17 protein-coding genes are annotated in these 15,042 nt (G+C 60.6%); 9 read left to right on the forward strand and 8 right to left on the reverse strand.

Annotated features, from left to right (window positions below; all coding sequences use genetic code 11):
* Window positions 1–75: 75 nt before the first annotated feature.
* A complete protein-coding gene (gene alaC / locus AC1RP7_RS10750) occupies window positions 76–1,293 on the reverse strand; it encodes an alanine transaminase (protein ID WP_493181178.1) in 1,218 nt (405 codons plus the stop codon).
* Window positions 1,294–1,432: 139 nt separating this feature from the next.
* Here alaC and AC1RP7_RS10755 point away from each other — a divergent pair, with 139 nt between their 5' ends.
* The 3 genes from AC1RP7_RS10755 to AC1RP7_RS10765 all read left to right on the forward strand — a co-directional run bounded on the left by AC1RP7_RS10755 (window position 1,433) and on the right by AC1RP7_RS10765 (window position 3,233).
* Window positions 1,433–2,095: a LysE family translocator gene (locus AC1RP7_RS10755; RefSeq protein WP_057713576.1), complete on the forward strand. Its 663-nt coding sequence runs from the start codon at window positions 1,433–1,435 to the stop codon at window positions 2,093–2,095.
* A gap of 66 nt (window positions 2,096–2,161) precedes the next feature.
* Entirely contained in the window at window positions 2,162–2,647 is a 486-nt protein-coding gene (locus tag AC1RP7_RS10760; protein WP_090457378.1) for a GyrI-like domain-containing protein, read from the forward strand.
* Between the two features lie 97 nt (window positions 2,648–2,744).
* Window positions 2,745–3,233 carry a GNAT family N-acetyltransferase gene (locus tag AC1RP7_RS10765; protein ID WP_493181177.1) on the forward strand — a complete coding sequence of 163 codons (489 nt, stop codon included), beginning with the start codon at window positions 2,745–2,747 and terminating at the stop codon, window positions 3,231–3,233.
* Window positions 3,234–3,369: 136 nt separating this feature from the next.
* Here the strand turns inward: AC1RP7_RS10765 and AC1RP7_RS10770 are convergent, their stop codons facing one another.
* A complete protein-coding gene (locus AC1RP7_RS10770; RefSeq protein ID WP_429520469.1) occupies window positions 3,370–3,855 on the reverse strand; it encodes a GNAT family N-acetyltransferase in 486 nt (161 codons plus the stop codon).
* Window positions 3,856–3,996: 141 nt separating this feature from the next.
* On the opposite strand from AC1RP7_RS10770, the gene AC1RP7_RS10775 reads away from it, so the two are divergent.
* From AC1RP7_RS10775 to AC1RP7_RS10785, 3 genes are all read left to right on the forward strand, one after another.
* Window positions 3,997–4,422 carry a YybH family protein gene (locus AC1RP7_RS10775; RefSeq protein ID WP_057713580.1) on the forward strand — a complete coding sequence of 142 codons (426 nt, stop codon included), beginning with the start codon at window positions 3,997–3,999 and terminating at the stop codon, window positions 4,420–4,422.
* Between the two features lie 66 nt (window positions 4,423–4,488).
* Complete coding sequence (locus tag AC1RP7_RS10780) at window positions 4,489–4,833, forward strand: YciI family protein (protein ID WP_102670306.1); 345 nt, start codon at window positions 4,489–4,491, stop codon at window positions 4,831–4,833.
* 1 nt (window position 4,834) lies between these two features.
* On the forward strand, window positions 4,835–6,070 hold the full coding sequence (locus tag AC1RP7_RS10785; protein WP_218494318.1) for an RNA polymerase sigma factor: 1,236 nt from the start codon (window positions 4,835–4,837) through the stop codon (window positions 6,068–6,070).
* Window positions 6,071–6,274: 204 nt separating this feature from the next.
* On the opposite strand, the gene AC1RP7_RS10790 is transcribed toward AC1RP7_RS10785, so the two are convergent.
* Window positions 6,275–7,129 (reverse strand): LysR family transcriptional regulator, encoded by an 855-nt coding sequence (locus tag AC1RP7_RS10790; RefSeq protein WP_489339111.1) that lies wholly within the window; start codon window positions 7,127–7,129, stop codon window positions 6,275–6,277.
* Window positions 7,130–7,219: 90 nt separating this feature from the next.
* Here AC1RP7_RS10790 and AC1RP7_RS10795 point away from each other — a divergent pair, with 90 nt between their 5' ends.
* Window positions 7,220–7,654 carry a multidrug/biocide efflux PACE transporter gene (locus tag AC1RP7_RS10795; RefSeq protein WP_218494320.1) on the forward strand — a complete coding sequence of 145 codons (435 nt, stop codon included), beginning with the start codon at window positions 7,220–7,222 and terminating at the stop codon, window positions 7,652–7,654.
* A gap of 124 nt (window positions 7,655–7,778) precedes the next feature.
* On the opposite strand, the gene AC1RP7_RS10800 is transcribed toward AC1RP7_RS10795, so the two are convergent.
* From AC1RP7_RS10800 to AC1RP7_RS10810, 3 genes are all read right to left on the reverse strand, one after another.
* Complete coding sequence (locus AC1RP7_RS10800; RefSeq protein ID WP_056725897.1) at window positions 7,779–8,501, reverse strand: TylF/MycF/NovP-related O-methyltransferase; 723 nt, start codon at window positions 8,499–8,501, stop codon at window positions 7,779–7,781.
* On the reverse strand, window positions 8,498–9,364 hold the full coding sequence (locus AC1RP7_RS10805) for a hypothetical protein (protein ID WP_090457369.1): 867 nt from the start codon (window positions 9,362–9,364) through the stop codon (window positions 8,498–8,500). The genes AC1RP7_RS10800 and AC1RP7_RS10805 overlap by 4 nt, the downstream gene beginning before the upstream one ends.
* A gap of 350 nt (window positions 9,365–9,714) precedes the next feature.
* The gene (locus tag AC1RP7_RS10810) at window positions 9,715–10,737 is read right to left on the reverse strand and encodes a transporter (protein ID WP_493181172.1); all 1,023 of its coding nucleotides are present in this window, start codon (window positions 10,735–10,737) and stop codon (window positions 9,715–9,717) included.
* Between the two features lie 271 nt (window positions 10,738–11,008).
* Between AC1RP7_RS10810 and AC1RP7_RS10815 the strand changes: the two genes are divergently transcribed.
* Window positions 11,009–12,634, forward strand: a complete 1,626-nt coding sequence (locus tag AC1RP7_RS10815) for a methyl-accepting chemotaxis protein (protein WP_493181171.1) — start codon at window positions 11,009–11,011, stop codon at window positions 12,632–12,634.
* 60 nt (window positions 12,635–12,694) lie between these two features.
* Here AC1RP7_RS10815 and AC1RP7_RS10820 read toward each other — a convergent pair whose 3' ends face one another.
* Together AC1RP7_RS10820 and AC1RP7_RS10825 are read right to left on the reverse strand one after the other, a co-directional pair.
* On the reverse strand, window positions 12,695–13,000 hold the full coding sequence (locus AC1RP7_RS10820) for a PepSY domain-containing protein (protein WP_218494322.1): 306 nt from the start codon (window positions 12,998–13,000) through the stop codon (window positions 12,695–12,697).
* A 253-nt stretch (window positions 13,001–13,253) separates the two neighbouring features.
* Window positions 13,254–14,378: a glycerophosphodiester phosphodiesterase gene (locus AC1RP7_RS10825; RefSeq protein ID WP_493181169.1), complete on the reverse strand. Its 1,125-nt coding sequence runs from the start codon at window positions 14,376–14,378 to the stop codon at window positions 13,254–13,256.
* A 211-nt stretch (window positions 14,379–14,589) separates the two neighbouring features.
* Between AC1RP7_RS10825 and AC1RP7_RS10830 the strand changes: the two genes are divergently transcribed.
* On the forward strand, window positions 14,590–14,916 hold the full coding sequence (locus AC1RP7_RS10830) for a DUF2025 family protein (protein ID WP_493181167.1): 327 nt from the start codon (window positions 14,590–14,592) through the stop codon (window positions 14,914–14,916).
* The last annotated feature ends 126 nt before the right edge of the window (window positions 14,917–15,042 follow it).

Here is a 15,042-nt window from a genome sequence, read left to right on the forward strand (position 1 = left end):
GCGTCGTATCAGTCAACTTTAATGGCGACTGAAACACCGCTATCGCGAGCAAGCTCGCTCCCACAGGGATATGTGTCAGGCGTTGGTTTTCGGTGCCAACCCATCCGCCCTGAACATCCCGCGAATCCCGCGTACGGCCTGACGAATCCGGTCCTGGTTTTCGATCAGGGCGAAGCGCACGTGATCATCGCCGTACTCGCCAAACCCGACGCCCGGCGAGACACATACCTTGGCTTCGGCCAGCAGTTTCTTGGCGAACTCCAGCGAGCCCAGGTGCGCATAAACCTCGGGAATCTTCGCCCAGACATACATCGACGCTTTCGGGTTTTCCACCATCCAGCCCAGTTCATGCAGACCCTTGACCAGCACATTGCGCCGCTGCCGATACTGCTCGGCGATGTCGCGCACGCATTGCTGATCGCCTTCAAGCGCAGCGATGGCCGCCACTTGCAGCGGAGTGAAGGTGCCGTAGTCGTGGTAGCTCTTGATCCGCGCCAGGGCATTGACCAGTTCCGGGTTGCCGACCATGAAGCCAATGCGCCAGCCGGCCATGTTGTAGCTCTTGGACAGGGTGAAAAACTCCACCGCAATGTCCTTGGCCCCGGGCACTTGCATGATCGACGGGGCTTTCCAGCCGTCGTAGACGATGTCGGCGTAGGCCAGGTCGTGTACCACAAGCACGTCGTACTGCTTGGCGAGGGCGATCACTCGTTCGAAGAAATCCAGCTCCACGCACTGGGCGGTCGGGTTGGACGGGAAACCGAGGATCATCATCTTCGGCTTCGGGATCGAGCCGCGAATGGCCCGCTCCAGTTCAGCGAAGAAATCCACCCCCGGCACCAGCGGCACCGACCGCACCTGGGCGCCGGCAATCACGGCACCGTAGATGTGAATCGGGTAGCTCGGGTTGGGCACGAGCACGGTGTCGCCCTGATCCAGGGTGGCTAGCATCAGATGCGCCAGGCCTTCCTTGGAACCGATGGTGACAATGGCTTCGCTTTCCGGGTCGATGTCGACCTCGTAGCGGTCCTTGTACCAGTTGGAAATCGCCCGGCGCAGGCGCGGAATGCCCTTGGACGTCGAGTAGCCGTGGGTGTCTTCGCGCTGGGCCACCGTGACGAGTTTTTCGACGATGTGCGGCGGCGTGGCGCCGTCGGGGTTGCCCATGCTCAAGTCGATGATGTCTTCGCCACGACGACGGGCGGCCATCTTCAGCTCGGCAGTGATGTTGAAAACGTAAGGGGGGAGTCGATCTATGCGCGCAAAGCGGCGCGGCGAACCTTGTTCGGCCATTGTTGCCTCGGATAACGTAAGCGCCCGGAACCGTCCGAGCGACGCTGGTCACTGCGGTGACCTGTGGCGGAATGTAAGGGCAGCTGTGGCAGACTGTCCAGCCTCAATGTAAACAAATTTTTCCGAAGGATAGGGTTTGATGGAATTTACCAGCGGCTTCTTGCTGAGCCTCTCGCTGTGCCTGGATATCGGCGTGGCCAACATCGCGATGATCACCCTGGCCATGCAGCGCGGCTATTTCCAGGGGTTTGCGTTGGGGCTGGGGACTTGTGTCGGCGACCTGATCTACGCGGTACTGGCACTGGCCGGCATGACCGTGTTGCTGCAATACGAAACCGTGCGCTGGGTGCTGTGGATCGGTGGCTCGGCGCTGCTGGTGTACTTCGCGGCGAAGATGATCTATTCGGCGATTCACCACGAAGCGGTGCTGGCGCAATCGGCCGAGGTGGGGCACAACTCCCATCGCAAGGAGTTCTTTCGCGGGATCTTCCTGGCCATGTCGTCGCCCAGCGCGATTCTCTGGTTCGCTGCGGTGGGTGGCACGCTGATCGCCCGTTCCGGCGGCGGTGGCGCCCTCAGTTCGGCGTTGTTTCTCGGCGGTTTTCTCTGCGCAGGGATTCTCTGGTGTGTCGGGCTGTGCTTCGCCGCGAGCCACGGCGGCAAGTTGCTCGGCGACAAGTTACTGCGTTACTCCTACATGGCATCGGCAGCGATCTTCTGTTATTTCGCAGTCTACGTGATCCTATCGGGTTATAACGAGTTTGTCGGTTCAGGCGCCGTCGAGCAATTGCACGCCCTGTAATTGGGCGAATCGGGTTTGGCTTCTATACTCCCAGCCGAACCCACTTTTTGCTCCAGGAGTTGAGCCATGGATGAGCAAACACGCGTCGAACTGGCGGAGCCACGCTTCGAACACGGACACTTCCTGCTGATTGCAGGGCTTGGCGGAACATTTACCCAACAATCCGTTCAAGGCATTCCCGAACTCTGGGAGAAACTCATCCCGCATCTGGGCCATATTCCGGGCCAAAAAGGCGAAGTCACCTACGGTGTCTGCTGCAATTTCGACGGCAAGGGCGGCTTCGATTACATCGCCGGGGTCGAGATCAGCAAGCTCGACGACTTGCCCGAAACCTACCGCTGGGTAGAAGTTCAGCCGCAGCAGTACGTGGTGTTCGAACACAAAGGACCGCTGGACACCCTGCCGCAAACCTTTCAGTACATCCATGGCACGTGGCTGCCGCAGTCCGGCCACGAGCTATTGGCGGCTCCGGAGTTCGAGCGCTACAGCGAAGACTTCAACCCCAAACTCAACACCGGCAAGCTGGAAATCTGGCTGCCGATCAAGGCATGACACCTGCGCGAGAGGCGGATCAGCCGATTCGTCTCTCGATGTCCCACGGCGGCTGATTTATCATCCCCAGCCTTTCCCATGCTGATCCCGAGCTGCCATGAACACCGTCATCCGCAACGTCACCCCCGCCGATCTGGACCGCTGCTTTACCATCGAAACCCTTGCCTACGAAGGTGACGAAGCCGCGACCCGCGAGAAGATCGCCACCCGCATCGCCACCTGGCCCGAGGGTTTTATCGTCGCTGAAGTGGACGGGGTTGTCGCCGGATTCATCAACTCCGGTGCGGCGTTCCAGGTGGAAATGTCGGACGAGGCGTTCAAGGAACTGATCGGCCACGACCCGGCCGGGCCGCATGTGGTGATCATGTCGGTGGTGGTGCACCCGGATTATCAGGGCCAAGGCCTGGCCAAGCGCCTGATGGGCGAGTTCATCGAACGCATGCGTGCGATGGGCAAGGTCACCATCAACCTGATGTGCAAGGAGCGGCATATTCCGTTGTATGCCGGATTCGGCTTTGCCTACGTAAAACCCTCGGCCTCGGACCATGGTGGCATGGCGTGGCATGAGATGGTGCTCGAACTCTGATCCGACGTAGATCCCTTGTGGGAGCGAGCTTGCTCGCGATAGCGGACTATCAGTCGACATCGATGTTGAATGTTACGCCGCCATCGCGAGCAAGCTCGCTCCCACAGTAGTTTTGTGGTGTTGGTGGGGGCTGTGTTCAAAACACCAACCCCATCCGCCGCTCATACCCGATCCGGCCCTTGTATGCCTCGCCGCTGTCGACAAAGCCATACCTGGCGTACAGGGCGATGGCCGCCTCGTTGTCGGCATCCACCGACAGTTCCAGCCCCTTGATTTCCGGCCAGGCCCGGCGTGCGGCCTCGGGTAGCGCCTGCAGGCAGGCCTTGCCGTAGCCTTTGCCTTGAGCGCGTTGATCGACTTGCAACGCATGCAGCGTGGCGCTGTGCTCATCGGCCCAGGCCGGCAACACCGGCGGGCGCTTGAGCAGCAGGAACGCGACGGGCACATCCTCGGCCAGCAGGGCGAAGCCCTTGACGCCGGGGCCGGGCTTGGACAACAGCGTGTGCAAGGCGCCGTGGATGTCACCCGAGAATCTGATCTGTTCCGAATGCACTTCAATGGCCTCGACCTGTTGGCGCTGCAGTGCATTCAGGCTTTCATAAGGCACGAGTCGGGCTGTCACGGGAGTGTCCTTTTTCCATCACAAATGAGCCTCGGATTCTAGCGAGTTTGCTTTCCCGGATTATTTTTATTTCACCTGTCGATTCACCGGATCGCCAGACGACTAAGGGTGTCTTCACTATAAAAACCACGGAGAACCACCATGAACTCGCAAACCCAGATCCAGAATCTCATCGAGAACTATCGTCAGGCGGTCATGACCAAGGACATTGAAAAAGTCATGGCTCTGTATGCCGATGACATCGTCTCTTTCGACGCGGTCAAGGCCCTGCAATTCAAAGGCAAGCCGGCGTATCGCGCGCATTGGCAGGCCTGCATGGAAATGTGCCCCGGCCCGCACATCTTCGAATTCGACGAAATCACCATCGAGCCGTCCCAGGAAATTGCGTTCGCTCACTGGCTGGCACATTGCGGTGGCACCAACGACAAGGGCGAAACCCAGTCCTGCTGGATGCGCGTCACCGCCTGCTATCGGCAAGAAGCCGGGCTGTGGCAGATCGTCCACGAACATTGGTCGGCGCCGTTCGACATGACCAGCGGCGCGACGCTGTTCGACCTCAAGCCCTGATCGTCGGGAAGCCGAGCCAGAATGCGAATCAGCGGCCATAGTTGATCGTTCGATAAGGAGAGCGTGATGAAGTATTTATGCCTGGTCTACAGCGATGAGCAGCTGCTGCATTCGCTGCCGGAAAGCCCGAAGGACGAAGAGTGCATGGCCTATGCCGAGTCGATCCAGGGAAGTGGCCGGATGGTCGCCGCCGAGGCGCTGGAGTCGGTACAGACCGCCACCACGGTGCGCATGCGCAACGGCAAGATGTCGATCACCGACGGGCCATTCGCTGAAACCAAGGAGCAACTGGCCGGGTTTTATCTGATCGATGCCAAGGACCTCAACGAAGCGATCCAGGTCGCCGGGAACATTCCGGCGGCCCGGGTCGGCAGTGTCGAAGTGCGCCCCGTTCGGCAGTTGAATCCTTAAGATGCCGGGGCTGCCGGTTCAGGCGCAGGTCGAGCGGGTTTATCGCGAAGAGTCGCGGCGGATTCTTGCGACCCTGATTCGCTTGCTGGGTGATTTCGATCTCGCCGAGGAGGCCTTGCACGAGGCGTTTTTCATCGCGGTCGAACGCTGGCAGCGTGACGGCGTGCCGGACAATCCGCGGGCTTGGCTGGTGTCCACCGGGCGCTTCAAGGCCATCGATGCCCTGCGCCGGCGCGCACGCTTTGCCGCGTCGCAGCCCTTGCTGATCGCGCAACTGGAGGAACTGGAGCAGGCCGACTGGAGTGATGAAGACGTGGAAGACGATCGCCTGCGGCTGATCTTCACTTGCTGCCACCCGGCCCTGGCGGCCGACGCACAAGTGCCGCTGACGCTGCGGGAAGTCTGCGACCTGACCACGGAAGAAATCGCCCGGGCCTTTCTCTCGGCCCCTGCCACCATCGCCCAGCGCATCGTGCGCGCCAAGGCGAAGATCCGCGATGCGAAAATCCCTTATCAAGTGCCGACACTCGCTGAGCTACCCGAGCGCCTGGACAGTGTATTGCGGGTGATTTACCTGGTGTTCAACGAGGGGTACTCGGCGTCCATCGGGGCAGAACTGATTCGTGAGGATTTGACCCGCGAAGCGATCCGACTCGGCCGGTTGCTGGTGGAACTGCTGCCGGAACCGGAGGTAATGGGCTTGCTGGCGTTGATGCTGCTGCACGAGTCGCGCCGCCCGGCCAGGACCTCGGCGAGCGGCGAGCTGATTGTGCTGGACGAACAGGACCGTTCGCTGTGGGACGCCGGGTTGATCAGTGAAGGCTGCACGCTGGTCGAGCGGGCGCTGACCATGGGACGATTCGGACCCTATTGCCTGCAAGCGGCGATCGCAGCGGTGCACGCCGAAGCCCCGACGGCGGGGGAAACCGATTGGCCGCAGATTGTCGGTCTGTATGACGTCCTGCTGCGGGCGGTGCCGTCACCGGTGATCGAGTTGAATCGCGCGGCGGCGATTTCGCAACGCGATGGTCCACTGGCGGGGCTGACGCTGGTCGACGCCATTCTGGAGCGGGGAGAACTGCTCGACTACCACCTGGCGCATTCGGCGCGGGCGCAATTCTGTTGGCAACTGGGTCGCAAGCAGGAGGCGCGGGCGGCGTGGGAACGGGCGCTGGCGTTGACCCGACAGGAGCCGGAGCGGCGGTTTATCGAAGAGCGGCTCAAGGCGTTGGAGTGATGCGGCCGGTCTGGCCTCATCGCGAGCAAGCTCGCTCCCACAGGGATTGATGGTGTACTCGAAACTGTGGGAGCGAGCTTGCTCGCGATAAGGGCCGAAGGACCTTCACTCCAGCGTTTTGCCCAGCAACCAGCTCCCACAGGGATTGATGGTGTACTCGATACTGTGGGAGCGAGCTTGCTCGCGATAAGGGCCGAAGGACCTTCACTCCAGCATCTTGCCCAGCAACCAGCTCCCCGCCGGCCCCGGCGGATTCAGCCGCGACCACAACGCATCCACCGACACCGTTTTCGGCCAGCCGCGCACCACCAGTTCCTGCAACGTACCAGGCCCGAATCGCTCGACCAGCCAGCGGGGCAACGGCGCCCAGCCGAATCCGCCCTGGGCCATTTCCAGCAGCATCAGGTAACTTGGCGCCGACCAGACGCGGCCCTTCGCCCGGCTTTCATAGGGATTGATGATGGTGGCCAGACGCAGCTCACGGTGCTGTTGCAGTACGTCCCGGTCGACGTAGTCCAACGTCGCCAACGGGTGCGTCGGGGACACGAACAAGGCGATTTCCGTGCGCTCGTCCACCGTCGAACTGACCAGGTCCGGCGGGTAGCTGTCCTGCATTTCGGCGAAGGCAATCTGCGCCCGGCCGCTTTGTACCAGGGACATCAGATCATCGCATTCGGCGATCAGACACTCGAGCTCCAGGTCCGGGTAACGCTGCTCGAAGGCACTGAGGGCGGCTTCGAAGCGGTCCGACTGATAGGTATCGGACAGCGCCACCGTCAGCTTCGCTTCCACCCCTTGGGACAGTTGGCTGGCGGCTATTTCCAGGCGACTGGTGGCGGCCAGGATGTCTTCGGCCCGTTGCAGCATGACGTGTCCGGCCGGGGTCAAGCCGGGCTTGCGGCTGCTGCGGTCGAACAGCGTCAGGTTCAGGTCGATTTCCAGGCTGGCCACCGCCGCACTGATGGTCGACTGACTGCGGCCCAATTTGCGCGCCGCGGCGGAAAACGAGCCTTGGGTCGCGGCTTCGACAAACGCCAGTAACACTTCGTGAGAGGCCATGAGCTATCGCCTTGATCGATGGTTATTGGTTATGAAGTATCGGTGTGCTGATGGATCATGGCAACCACAGTCACCCAAGGGAGTTCGGCCATGAGCGCCAACAAATCCATTACTGAACGTATTTTTCAAGCCATCGGCTTCGAACTGCTGGCCATCCTGATCTGTACCCCATTGCTGGCCTGGATCATGAAGAAACCGATGCTGGAAATGGGCATGGTCACCATCCTCATCGCCGGCCTGGCCCTGGCCTGGAACGTGGTCTTCAACGGTATGTTCGATCGGCTGCTCAAGCGCCTCGCCATCGCACACAACGCCTGGGTCCGCGTGGTGCATGCGCTGTTGTTCGAAGGCGGCCTGGTCGCCCTCGGCGTGCCGCTGATCGCCTGGTGGCTGAACGTCAGTCTGTGGCAGGCGTTCTTGCTGGATATCGGTGTGTTGCTGTTCTTCCTGCCGTACACCTACGTCTACCACTGGGCGTATGACGTGGTTCGGGAGCGGATGCTGGTGACTCGTGAGGTTTGCTGAGTCGTGTTTGAACCGGTTTTTGTGGGAGCGAGCTTGCTCGCGATGGCGGCGTGTCAGTCAACTTCATTGCTGAATGTCAGACCGCTTTCGCGAGCAGGCTCGCTCCCACAGGTTTTGCACCAGATCAGACGTGGAAGTAACCCACGCACGAATCGAACGGCAGGCGCTTGAGTTCGATCTTGTTCAGGTCGAGCACTTCACGCAGGGCCTTGGTTTCGCCCGGGAAGTTGCGGTAGGCGACTTCGTCGAGCACCACGATCGCGCCTTTGGGCATGTACGGCAGGAAGGTTTCCAGCGCGACTTTGGTCGACTCGTACAGGTCGGTGTCGAGGATCAGCATGGCCACGACCAGGTCGGGACGGGTCTTGACCCACTCCGGTACGGTCTTGACGATGTCGCCCTTGACCAGTTCGCAGCGCGGAATGCGGTTGACCGGGCGCAACAGGTCGTTGGCGTCGATCATGTCCTGGATCAGCGACTGGTCGGTGTCGGCGAACATGGTTTCGTTGACGTCGGCCGGGTCTTCTTTCTTGTCGATGCTCTGGAAGCCTTCGAAGGTGTCGAAACCCACGATCGAGCGGTTGATCGCATACGGTTCGAGAATCATCGACAAGTGCATGTAGAGCATCAACGAGTTGCCCTTGTACACGCCGCACTCAATGATGGCGCCCGGCACTTCCGCGACCTTCTTGAACAGCTCCATGCGCGACAACGCGGCGGTCACGCCAATGCGGTTGGCGAAGACGAACGGAGCGTCGGCCACGTATTCGGCATCGACCCGTTTCAGGACGTTGGTACGGGTTTCGTTGTACTGGGCCTCGGCGGGCGTGATGCGACGCTTGGTCATTGCGGGATTCCTCGGAAATTCGAAAAGTCGTGGACGTGGAAGTAGTCTTTGAAGCCGGCGCCGACATCCGGGCAGGCGCTGTCGACGTTAATCGCGCCGCGCTGGTGCTTGAGGTCGTCGAGGTGCATCAGGCGAAAGTCCACGCTGAAGCGGGTTTGTTGTGTGTAATTGGGAACGGTGCCGTGCAGGTGCGAACCCGAGAACACCAGCATCTCGGCGGTGTTGCCGGCGATGCGCAGCTCAGAGGCGCTGTTGATCGCTTCGGTGGGCACCGGGTGCTGGCGCGCCTCTTCCTTGACGTTGTCCTTGGCGCGCTGGCGTTGCACGCCGATCCAGTCGGACAGGCTCCACTGCGCCGAGGTGTTTTTCACCGGGGCGTCGAAGTAGGCCGGGTTGATCATCATGGTCTGGTCAGGCTGGATCGTGTAGACCGGCATCCAGGTATTGATCTGGCAGTCGACACCGCCGTACCAGGTATCGCGATGGGGTTTGTAGGCGTAGCTGACGCCAGCGTGCAGGTAGTCGTAGTTGGGTACGACACGGATGCGCGGGACGTCGAAAATGAACTCCTCGGGAGCGGCACCGATTTCGTCGGTGAAGCTGCGGATCAGCTCCTTGGCACGCAGGCTGTTGGTGAACTGGCCCTTGAGCCGAGTCACCAGCACCACGAACTCTTCCACCGGCATCAGTGTGTGCAGCGCCTGGTGGTTGGTCTCGCCATCGAAGGCCGCCGTGATGCTTTCCTGGGCAAAGGCACAGAGTTCTTTGGCGGCGCGTAACTGCGTGTTCAGGAAAATATCGCCCGCGTAAATGGCTTCTTTAAAGTCAGCTTTCTGTTGCAGCTGATTGATGTACAGATTCACGGTTCCTCTCCTGAATACATCGAGTGTCTTATGAGTCGGCACCACGCTGGCAAACTGAAGGGCTGCCGGACGAGTTGTGCGTCAATAAAGCGCAGCCCTTGAGTTCGCGAGCAAATGCCGTGCCGCTGGACGAAAAAATCCCGACGGGAAAACCCGCCGGGATGATGTGCTTCGAACTTGTACCCTGTGGGAACGGGCCTGTCGGAACGCCGCACCGCCCCGTTCGGCTGCATAGCAGTCGTCAATCCTGCTAGTGCGGTTTGAATGACCGAGTGCTGGGGCGGCTGCGCCACCCAGCGGGGCAAGCCCCCTCGCCACAGTTGATCAGTGTGTCAGGTGATGACGGGGACTCAATAATCCTGCTGCTTGCGAAACGCCCAGCGCCCGGCGATCACGGTAAAGGTCGCGACCAGCGCCACCAGGATCCAGAAACCCTGCGGGTCATCCGCCAGCGGAATGCCGCCGACGTTCATGCCGAAGAAACCGGCGATGATGTTGATCGGTAGCGCCAGCACCGTCACTACCGTCAGGGTGAACAGCGTGCGGTTGGTCTGTTCGTTGATGTTGGCGGCGATCTCTTCCTGCAACAGCTTGATCCGCTCACTCAGCGCCGTGAGGTCGTTGATGATCAGCGCGAACTCCTCGGTGGATTTGCGCAGCTCCTTCACGTCTTCCTTTTGCAGCCATTGCGGTGGCCGGTTGAGCAGGCGCAGCAATGAGCCTGGCTCCAGCGCCAGCAGCCGTTGCAATCGCACCAGCACCCGGCGATTGGCGCCCAGTTCCGCGCGGTTGGTCGACAGGCGCGAGGACAGCAATTGGTCTTCGATCTGGTCCACGCTCTGACTGGTCTTGCGCACGATCTGGGTCAACACCTCACCCTGGTCGCGCAGCAAATGCACCAGCAGCTCCAGCGGGGAGCGAAAGCATTCCCGGGCTTTCACCGACGAGCGCAATTTGTCCACCGAGTGCAGCGGTTGCAGGCGGGCGCTGATGATCAATTGACTGCGGGCGCACACCCACAGGGTCGAGACATCCGACGAGACCATGTTGCTGAGGTTGAACACCACATCGTTGACCACTGCCAGTAGTGCGGAGTCGACATGCTCGATGCGCGTCGAACGCGAGCCTTCGTGCAGCGCTTCGAAAAATTCCTCGGGCAACTCCAAATGGCTTTTCATCCAGCGCTCGCACGCGGCGTGGGCGAGGTTCAGGTGCAGCCAGAGAAATTGCTCATCGCTTTGCGGCTGTTGCAGGTACTGCAAGGCCTCGGCGGAATTGATTTCCCGACCGGCCTCACCGGGGCGAAAACTGAAACCGTAAAGCAGGCCGAACAGATCCGTGTCGCGATGGCTTTGATCGATGCTGTGGTTCATGAGGACTCGCAAGGGGAGGCGCCTGTCACGTGTTTTACAGGTTCACTTGAGCGGCATCATCGCAAGCGGGAATGACGTTTTTGTGACAGGAAAACAACGCAAAAAATTGTTCTGCCGGTGGTCGGGATTTTCTCAAGAACCGCTCTGGCTAGCCGATCACGCTTGGGTTAAGTTGCGCGCCGCAGGCCTCGGCCGGGACCGCAGACAGGGATGTCCGGACACTTTTCACGCCTTAACGGGCGTGCCCCATTCCTGTCATGAGTACCCTGCGATGCTTTTGCAAAAGTCCCTGAGAGCACAAATTCTCGCCCTGCTGAGCGGCAGCCTGCTGGCGATGCTGTTGATCGCCCTGGCGTGCTTTCACTTCCTGTCCAGCGGCGTGCAGAACTACGCCAATCTGATCGAAGGCCCGCTGCACACCTCGCAATTGATCGATGAAGCCAACCTGCAATTCAAGGTGCAGGTGCAGGAATGGAAAAACGTCCTGCTGCGCGGCAAGCAACCGGCGGACCTGAGCAAGTACTGGGGGCAATTCGAGGAGCGTCAGCGCGATGTGCAAAACATCCTTGGCGAACTGGCCGCGCAGAAGGGCATCGAGCCGCAACTCAAGAGCCGCATCGAGCGCTTGCGTGACGAACATCGCCAGTTGGGCGCGGCCTATCAGAAGGGCCGGGACGCGTTCGTGGCCGCCGGTGGTGACCCGACGGCGGGCGACGTGGCGGTCAAGGGTGTGGACCGCGCAACCAGCGATCAGATGAGTGAACTGGTCAGCGAGTTGCGCAAGCAGGGCGCCGAGCAATCGACACTGATCAGCGCCAGTGCCGAGCGCACGGTGTTGCTGGGGCTGGTCGTGATGCTGGTTTCGGGGGTACTGATCGGCCTGCTGAGCTTGTGGCTGGTCAACCGCAACCTGGTCGAGCCGATCCGCAAACTGATCGAATACGTGGCGCAACTCAGCCAGGGGCGTATTGCCGAGCGCGTGGCCAGCACCCGTCAGGACGAGTTGGGCAAACTGGCGATGGCCGCCAACACCCTGCGCGATTTCCTCGCCGAAACCTTCAGCCGTTTGCAGCGCAGCGCGTCGGACCTGGACAGCGCCAGCGGTGAGTTGAACTCGATCGCCACCGTGATGGCCGGCGGCACCAACGAGCAGTTCAACCGCACCGATCAGGTGGCCACGGCGATGAACGAAATGTCCGCCACCGCACAGGAAGTGGCCCGGCACGCCGCCGAAGCGGCGCGGGCCGCCGACGATGCCGACCAGTCCGCCCAACAGGGTGAAAAAGTCATGCAGGGCACCATCCACACCATCACCCAGATGCGCGGCGAAATCGCCAACACCGCCACGGTCATCCGCCAACTGGAAACCGACAGCGGACGCATCGGCAAGGTTCTGGAGGTGATTCGCGGGATCGCCGAACAGACCAACCTGCTGGCACTCAACGCGGCCATCGAAGCGGCCCGCGCCGGTGAGGCCGGACGCGGATTCGCTGTGGTGGCCGACGAAGTGCGGAGCCTGGCCCAGCGCACGGCGGCGTCGATCATCGAGATCAACCAGATCATCCAGACCGTGCAGACCGGTGCAATCGAAGCGGCCCAGGCGATTGAAAGCGGTCAGTCGCGCAGCGAACAGAGCGTGCAGCAAGTGACCGAGGCCGGCACCATGCTCGAACGCATCACCTTGGCCGTGGAAGCCATCCGCGACATGAACCGCCAGATCGCCACTGCCGCCGAAGAGCAGACCTCGGTGGCCGAAGACATCTCGCGCAACCTCACCGAAATCACCAGCATCGCCAGCACCAACCTGGACAACGTGCAGCGCACTGAAGCGGCCAGCACCAATCTGCACGGCTTGTCGGGGCAGTTGAACGAGGTGACGGCGCGCCTGAGCGCTTGAATCCCGAAAACGCAAAAGCCGCACGATGTTCCCATCGTGCGGCTTTTGTCTGTTTGGGGATTACGTGTCCTGTTTGTTTTCCAGGACCTTGCCGTTGGAGGCATCGATGTCCACATCCCACTCGACGTTCTTGGCGTCACGCAGTTCAACTTCGTACTCGTAACCGTTGAAGTGGTTGTCCAGTTCGGTCTTGGTAATCGTTGCACCCGGATGCAGATCCAGCGCGATCTTGTTCAAGTCTTCCAGTGGCTTGATCTTGCCTTCCTTGACCAGTTGCGGGATTTGATCGACTCGCACATCGGCCTGGGCCAGGCCGGCGGTGAGGGTCAGGGCTGCAGCGGTAAACAAAGCAGTCAGGGTCTTCATGGGCTTCTTTCCTTGGGTGATCTGTTTAAGTGAGATCAGGTTAGCCTGTGTAACTTAATCCACCCTTAAATCCCTCAACATGTCCTGCATCAATCCCTGTGGGAATGTGTGTTCGCCGCAAATTTTGCTGGCACACGCATAACCTGTGGGAGCGGGCTTGCCCGCGAAAGCGGAGTGTCAGTCAACGTGGATGTTGAAACTGATGGCCCCTTCGCGGGCAAGCCCGCTCCCACAGGTTTTGCGCAATTCTGGATCAATACCCGTTGTTCTGTAGCACCTGCGCAACACTCGCCGCCGGGCGTTTATAGAACTTCAACAACTCACTGGCGCGATTGGTGAAAATGCCGTCGACTCCGGCGTCCATGACTTTCTGGTAGTCCACCGCATCGTCGATGGTGTAGACGTGCACCAGCAGGCCCTGGTCGTGGGTGTACTGGTTCATCCAGGGTTGCACCAGATCCGAGTAGCTCTGGTCGCCACCCTGGGTCAGTGCGGCGGACGGGCCGGTGCCGATGGCGCCCTGGGCCTTGGCGTAGTCGACCCATTGCTGAAATTCGGCTTTGTCCTTCGGTTGCTGTTTGGCGTAGTAAGCGGCTTTGTCCTTTTCGCCGGACTCGGCAAATGTCACCTTGGACTTGGGCTCGATACTGCCTTCACCGACCCACAACAGCAGGATCTTCGGCACCGTCGGCATCTCTTTTTGCAGCAGTTCGAGGCTGCTCTTCTCGAAAGTCTGCAGGACCACCTTGCCTTTGCCTTGGCCGACCGCCAGCTCGTTTTTTGCCAGTTTCGAAGCGGTCGGGCTCAGCCAGCCCCGGTCCTGAAGTTTTTCCTTGAGGTCGCGTTCGATGCCGGGGAACTGCTTGGGCTCCTTGGTCTCGATGTACAGGCCGGGCTTGTGCAGGCTGTTGCCCTCGGCGATGTCGATGATTTCATCAAGGGTCAGAATCTTCAGGCCCGCGAAGGCGGGACGTGCGCGATCCGGGTACGCGGCATTGAACCAGCTGCCCGCGTCCAGGGTTTTCAGTTCGGCCATGGTGAACGCATTGGCGGGGCTGTCCTTGCGCTCGGGGAATTTGCTGGCGACGTCGGTGGTACGTTGCAGATTGTTGTCGTGCAGGGCAAACAGCACGCCATCCTTGCTGCGCTGCAGATCCAGTTCCAGGTAGTCGGCGCCCAGGTCGCGGGCAGTCTTGTAGGCGGCGGCGGTGGAATCCGGGGCATCGAACGATGCGCCACGGTGGGCGATCACCGCTGGATGCGGAATGCCCAAACGGGTCGCCAGTGCCGCGGGACCGGGTTCGCTGGCGGCCTGTGCGTGGCCGAGGGCGAGCAACAGGCTCAGTAACAGGGCGCTTTTAGTAAAGGTTGCGGGCATGGTCGAGATCCTTTCGCAATAAGTGAGCGGTCCCTTTTAACAACTCATCGTTGCAGACGCTATCACCAGACCGACACAAACCTGTCGAAAGCTGATTTTCGTCAGCGCTTTTGTGCGCCCGTTTGCAGTACGCTGAGGCCCTGCAATTTCCCCGGCAGAGGGAAACGCAGGCCCTGCGTGCAAACCAACGATCACCATTGCGGGGTTTAACATGCGCATCACTTCCCAGCTCATCTGCCAGGCTGCCGACCAACTCAAAGGCTTCGTCGGCCTCAACCGCAAGACCGGGCACTACATCGTGCGCTTCAGCGAAGACTCGTTTGGCATGGACGTGGCGGACGACGGCATCATCCCTGTCAGCGAATTCGTCTGGGTCGCGGGGCCCGGGCAGGTCATGACGCTCAAGCGGGAATTGATCCAGCTGCTGCTGGACCAGAACATCGATGACCGGATCAACATCACCGAGCCGTTGCGGGTGTACATGAACCGGCGGGAAGTGCCGGAGATTTCGGCGGTTCGTAATCTGGTTCAGGGGTGAGTTTTTGCGGTGAATTGACGGGCCCCATCGCGAGCAAGCTCGCTCCCACATTTTGATCCCGGTCGGTCACAACATTTGTGCGCGACAAAGATCTACTGTGGGAGCGAGCTTGCTCGCGATGGCGAC

The organism is Pseudomonas sp. GW822-FHT01E03 (genome assembly GCF_058802985.1).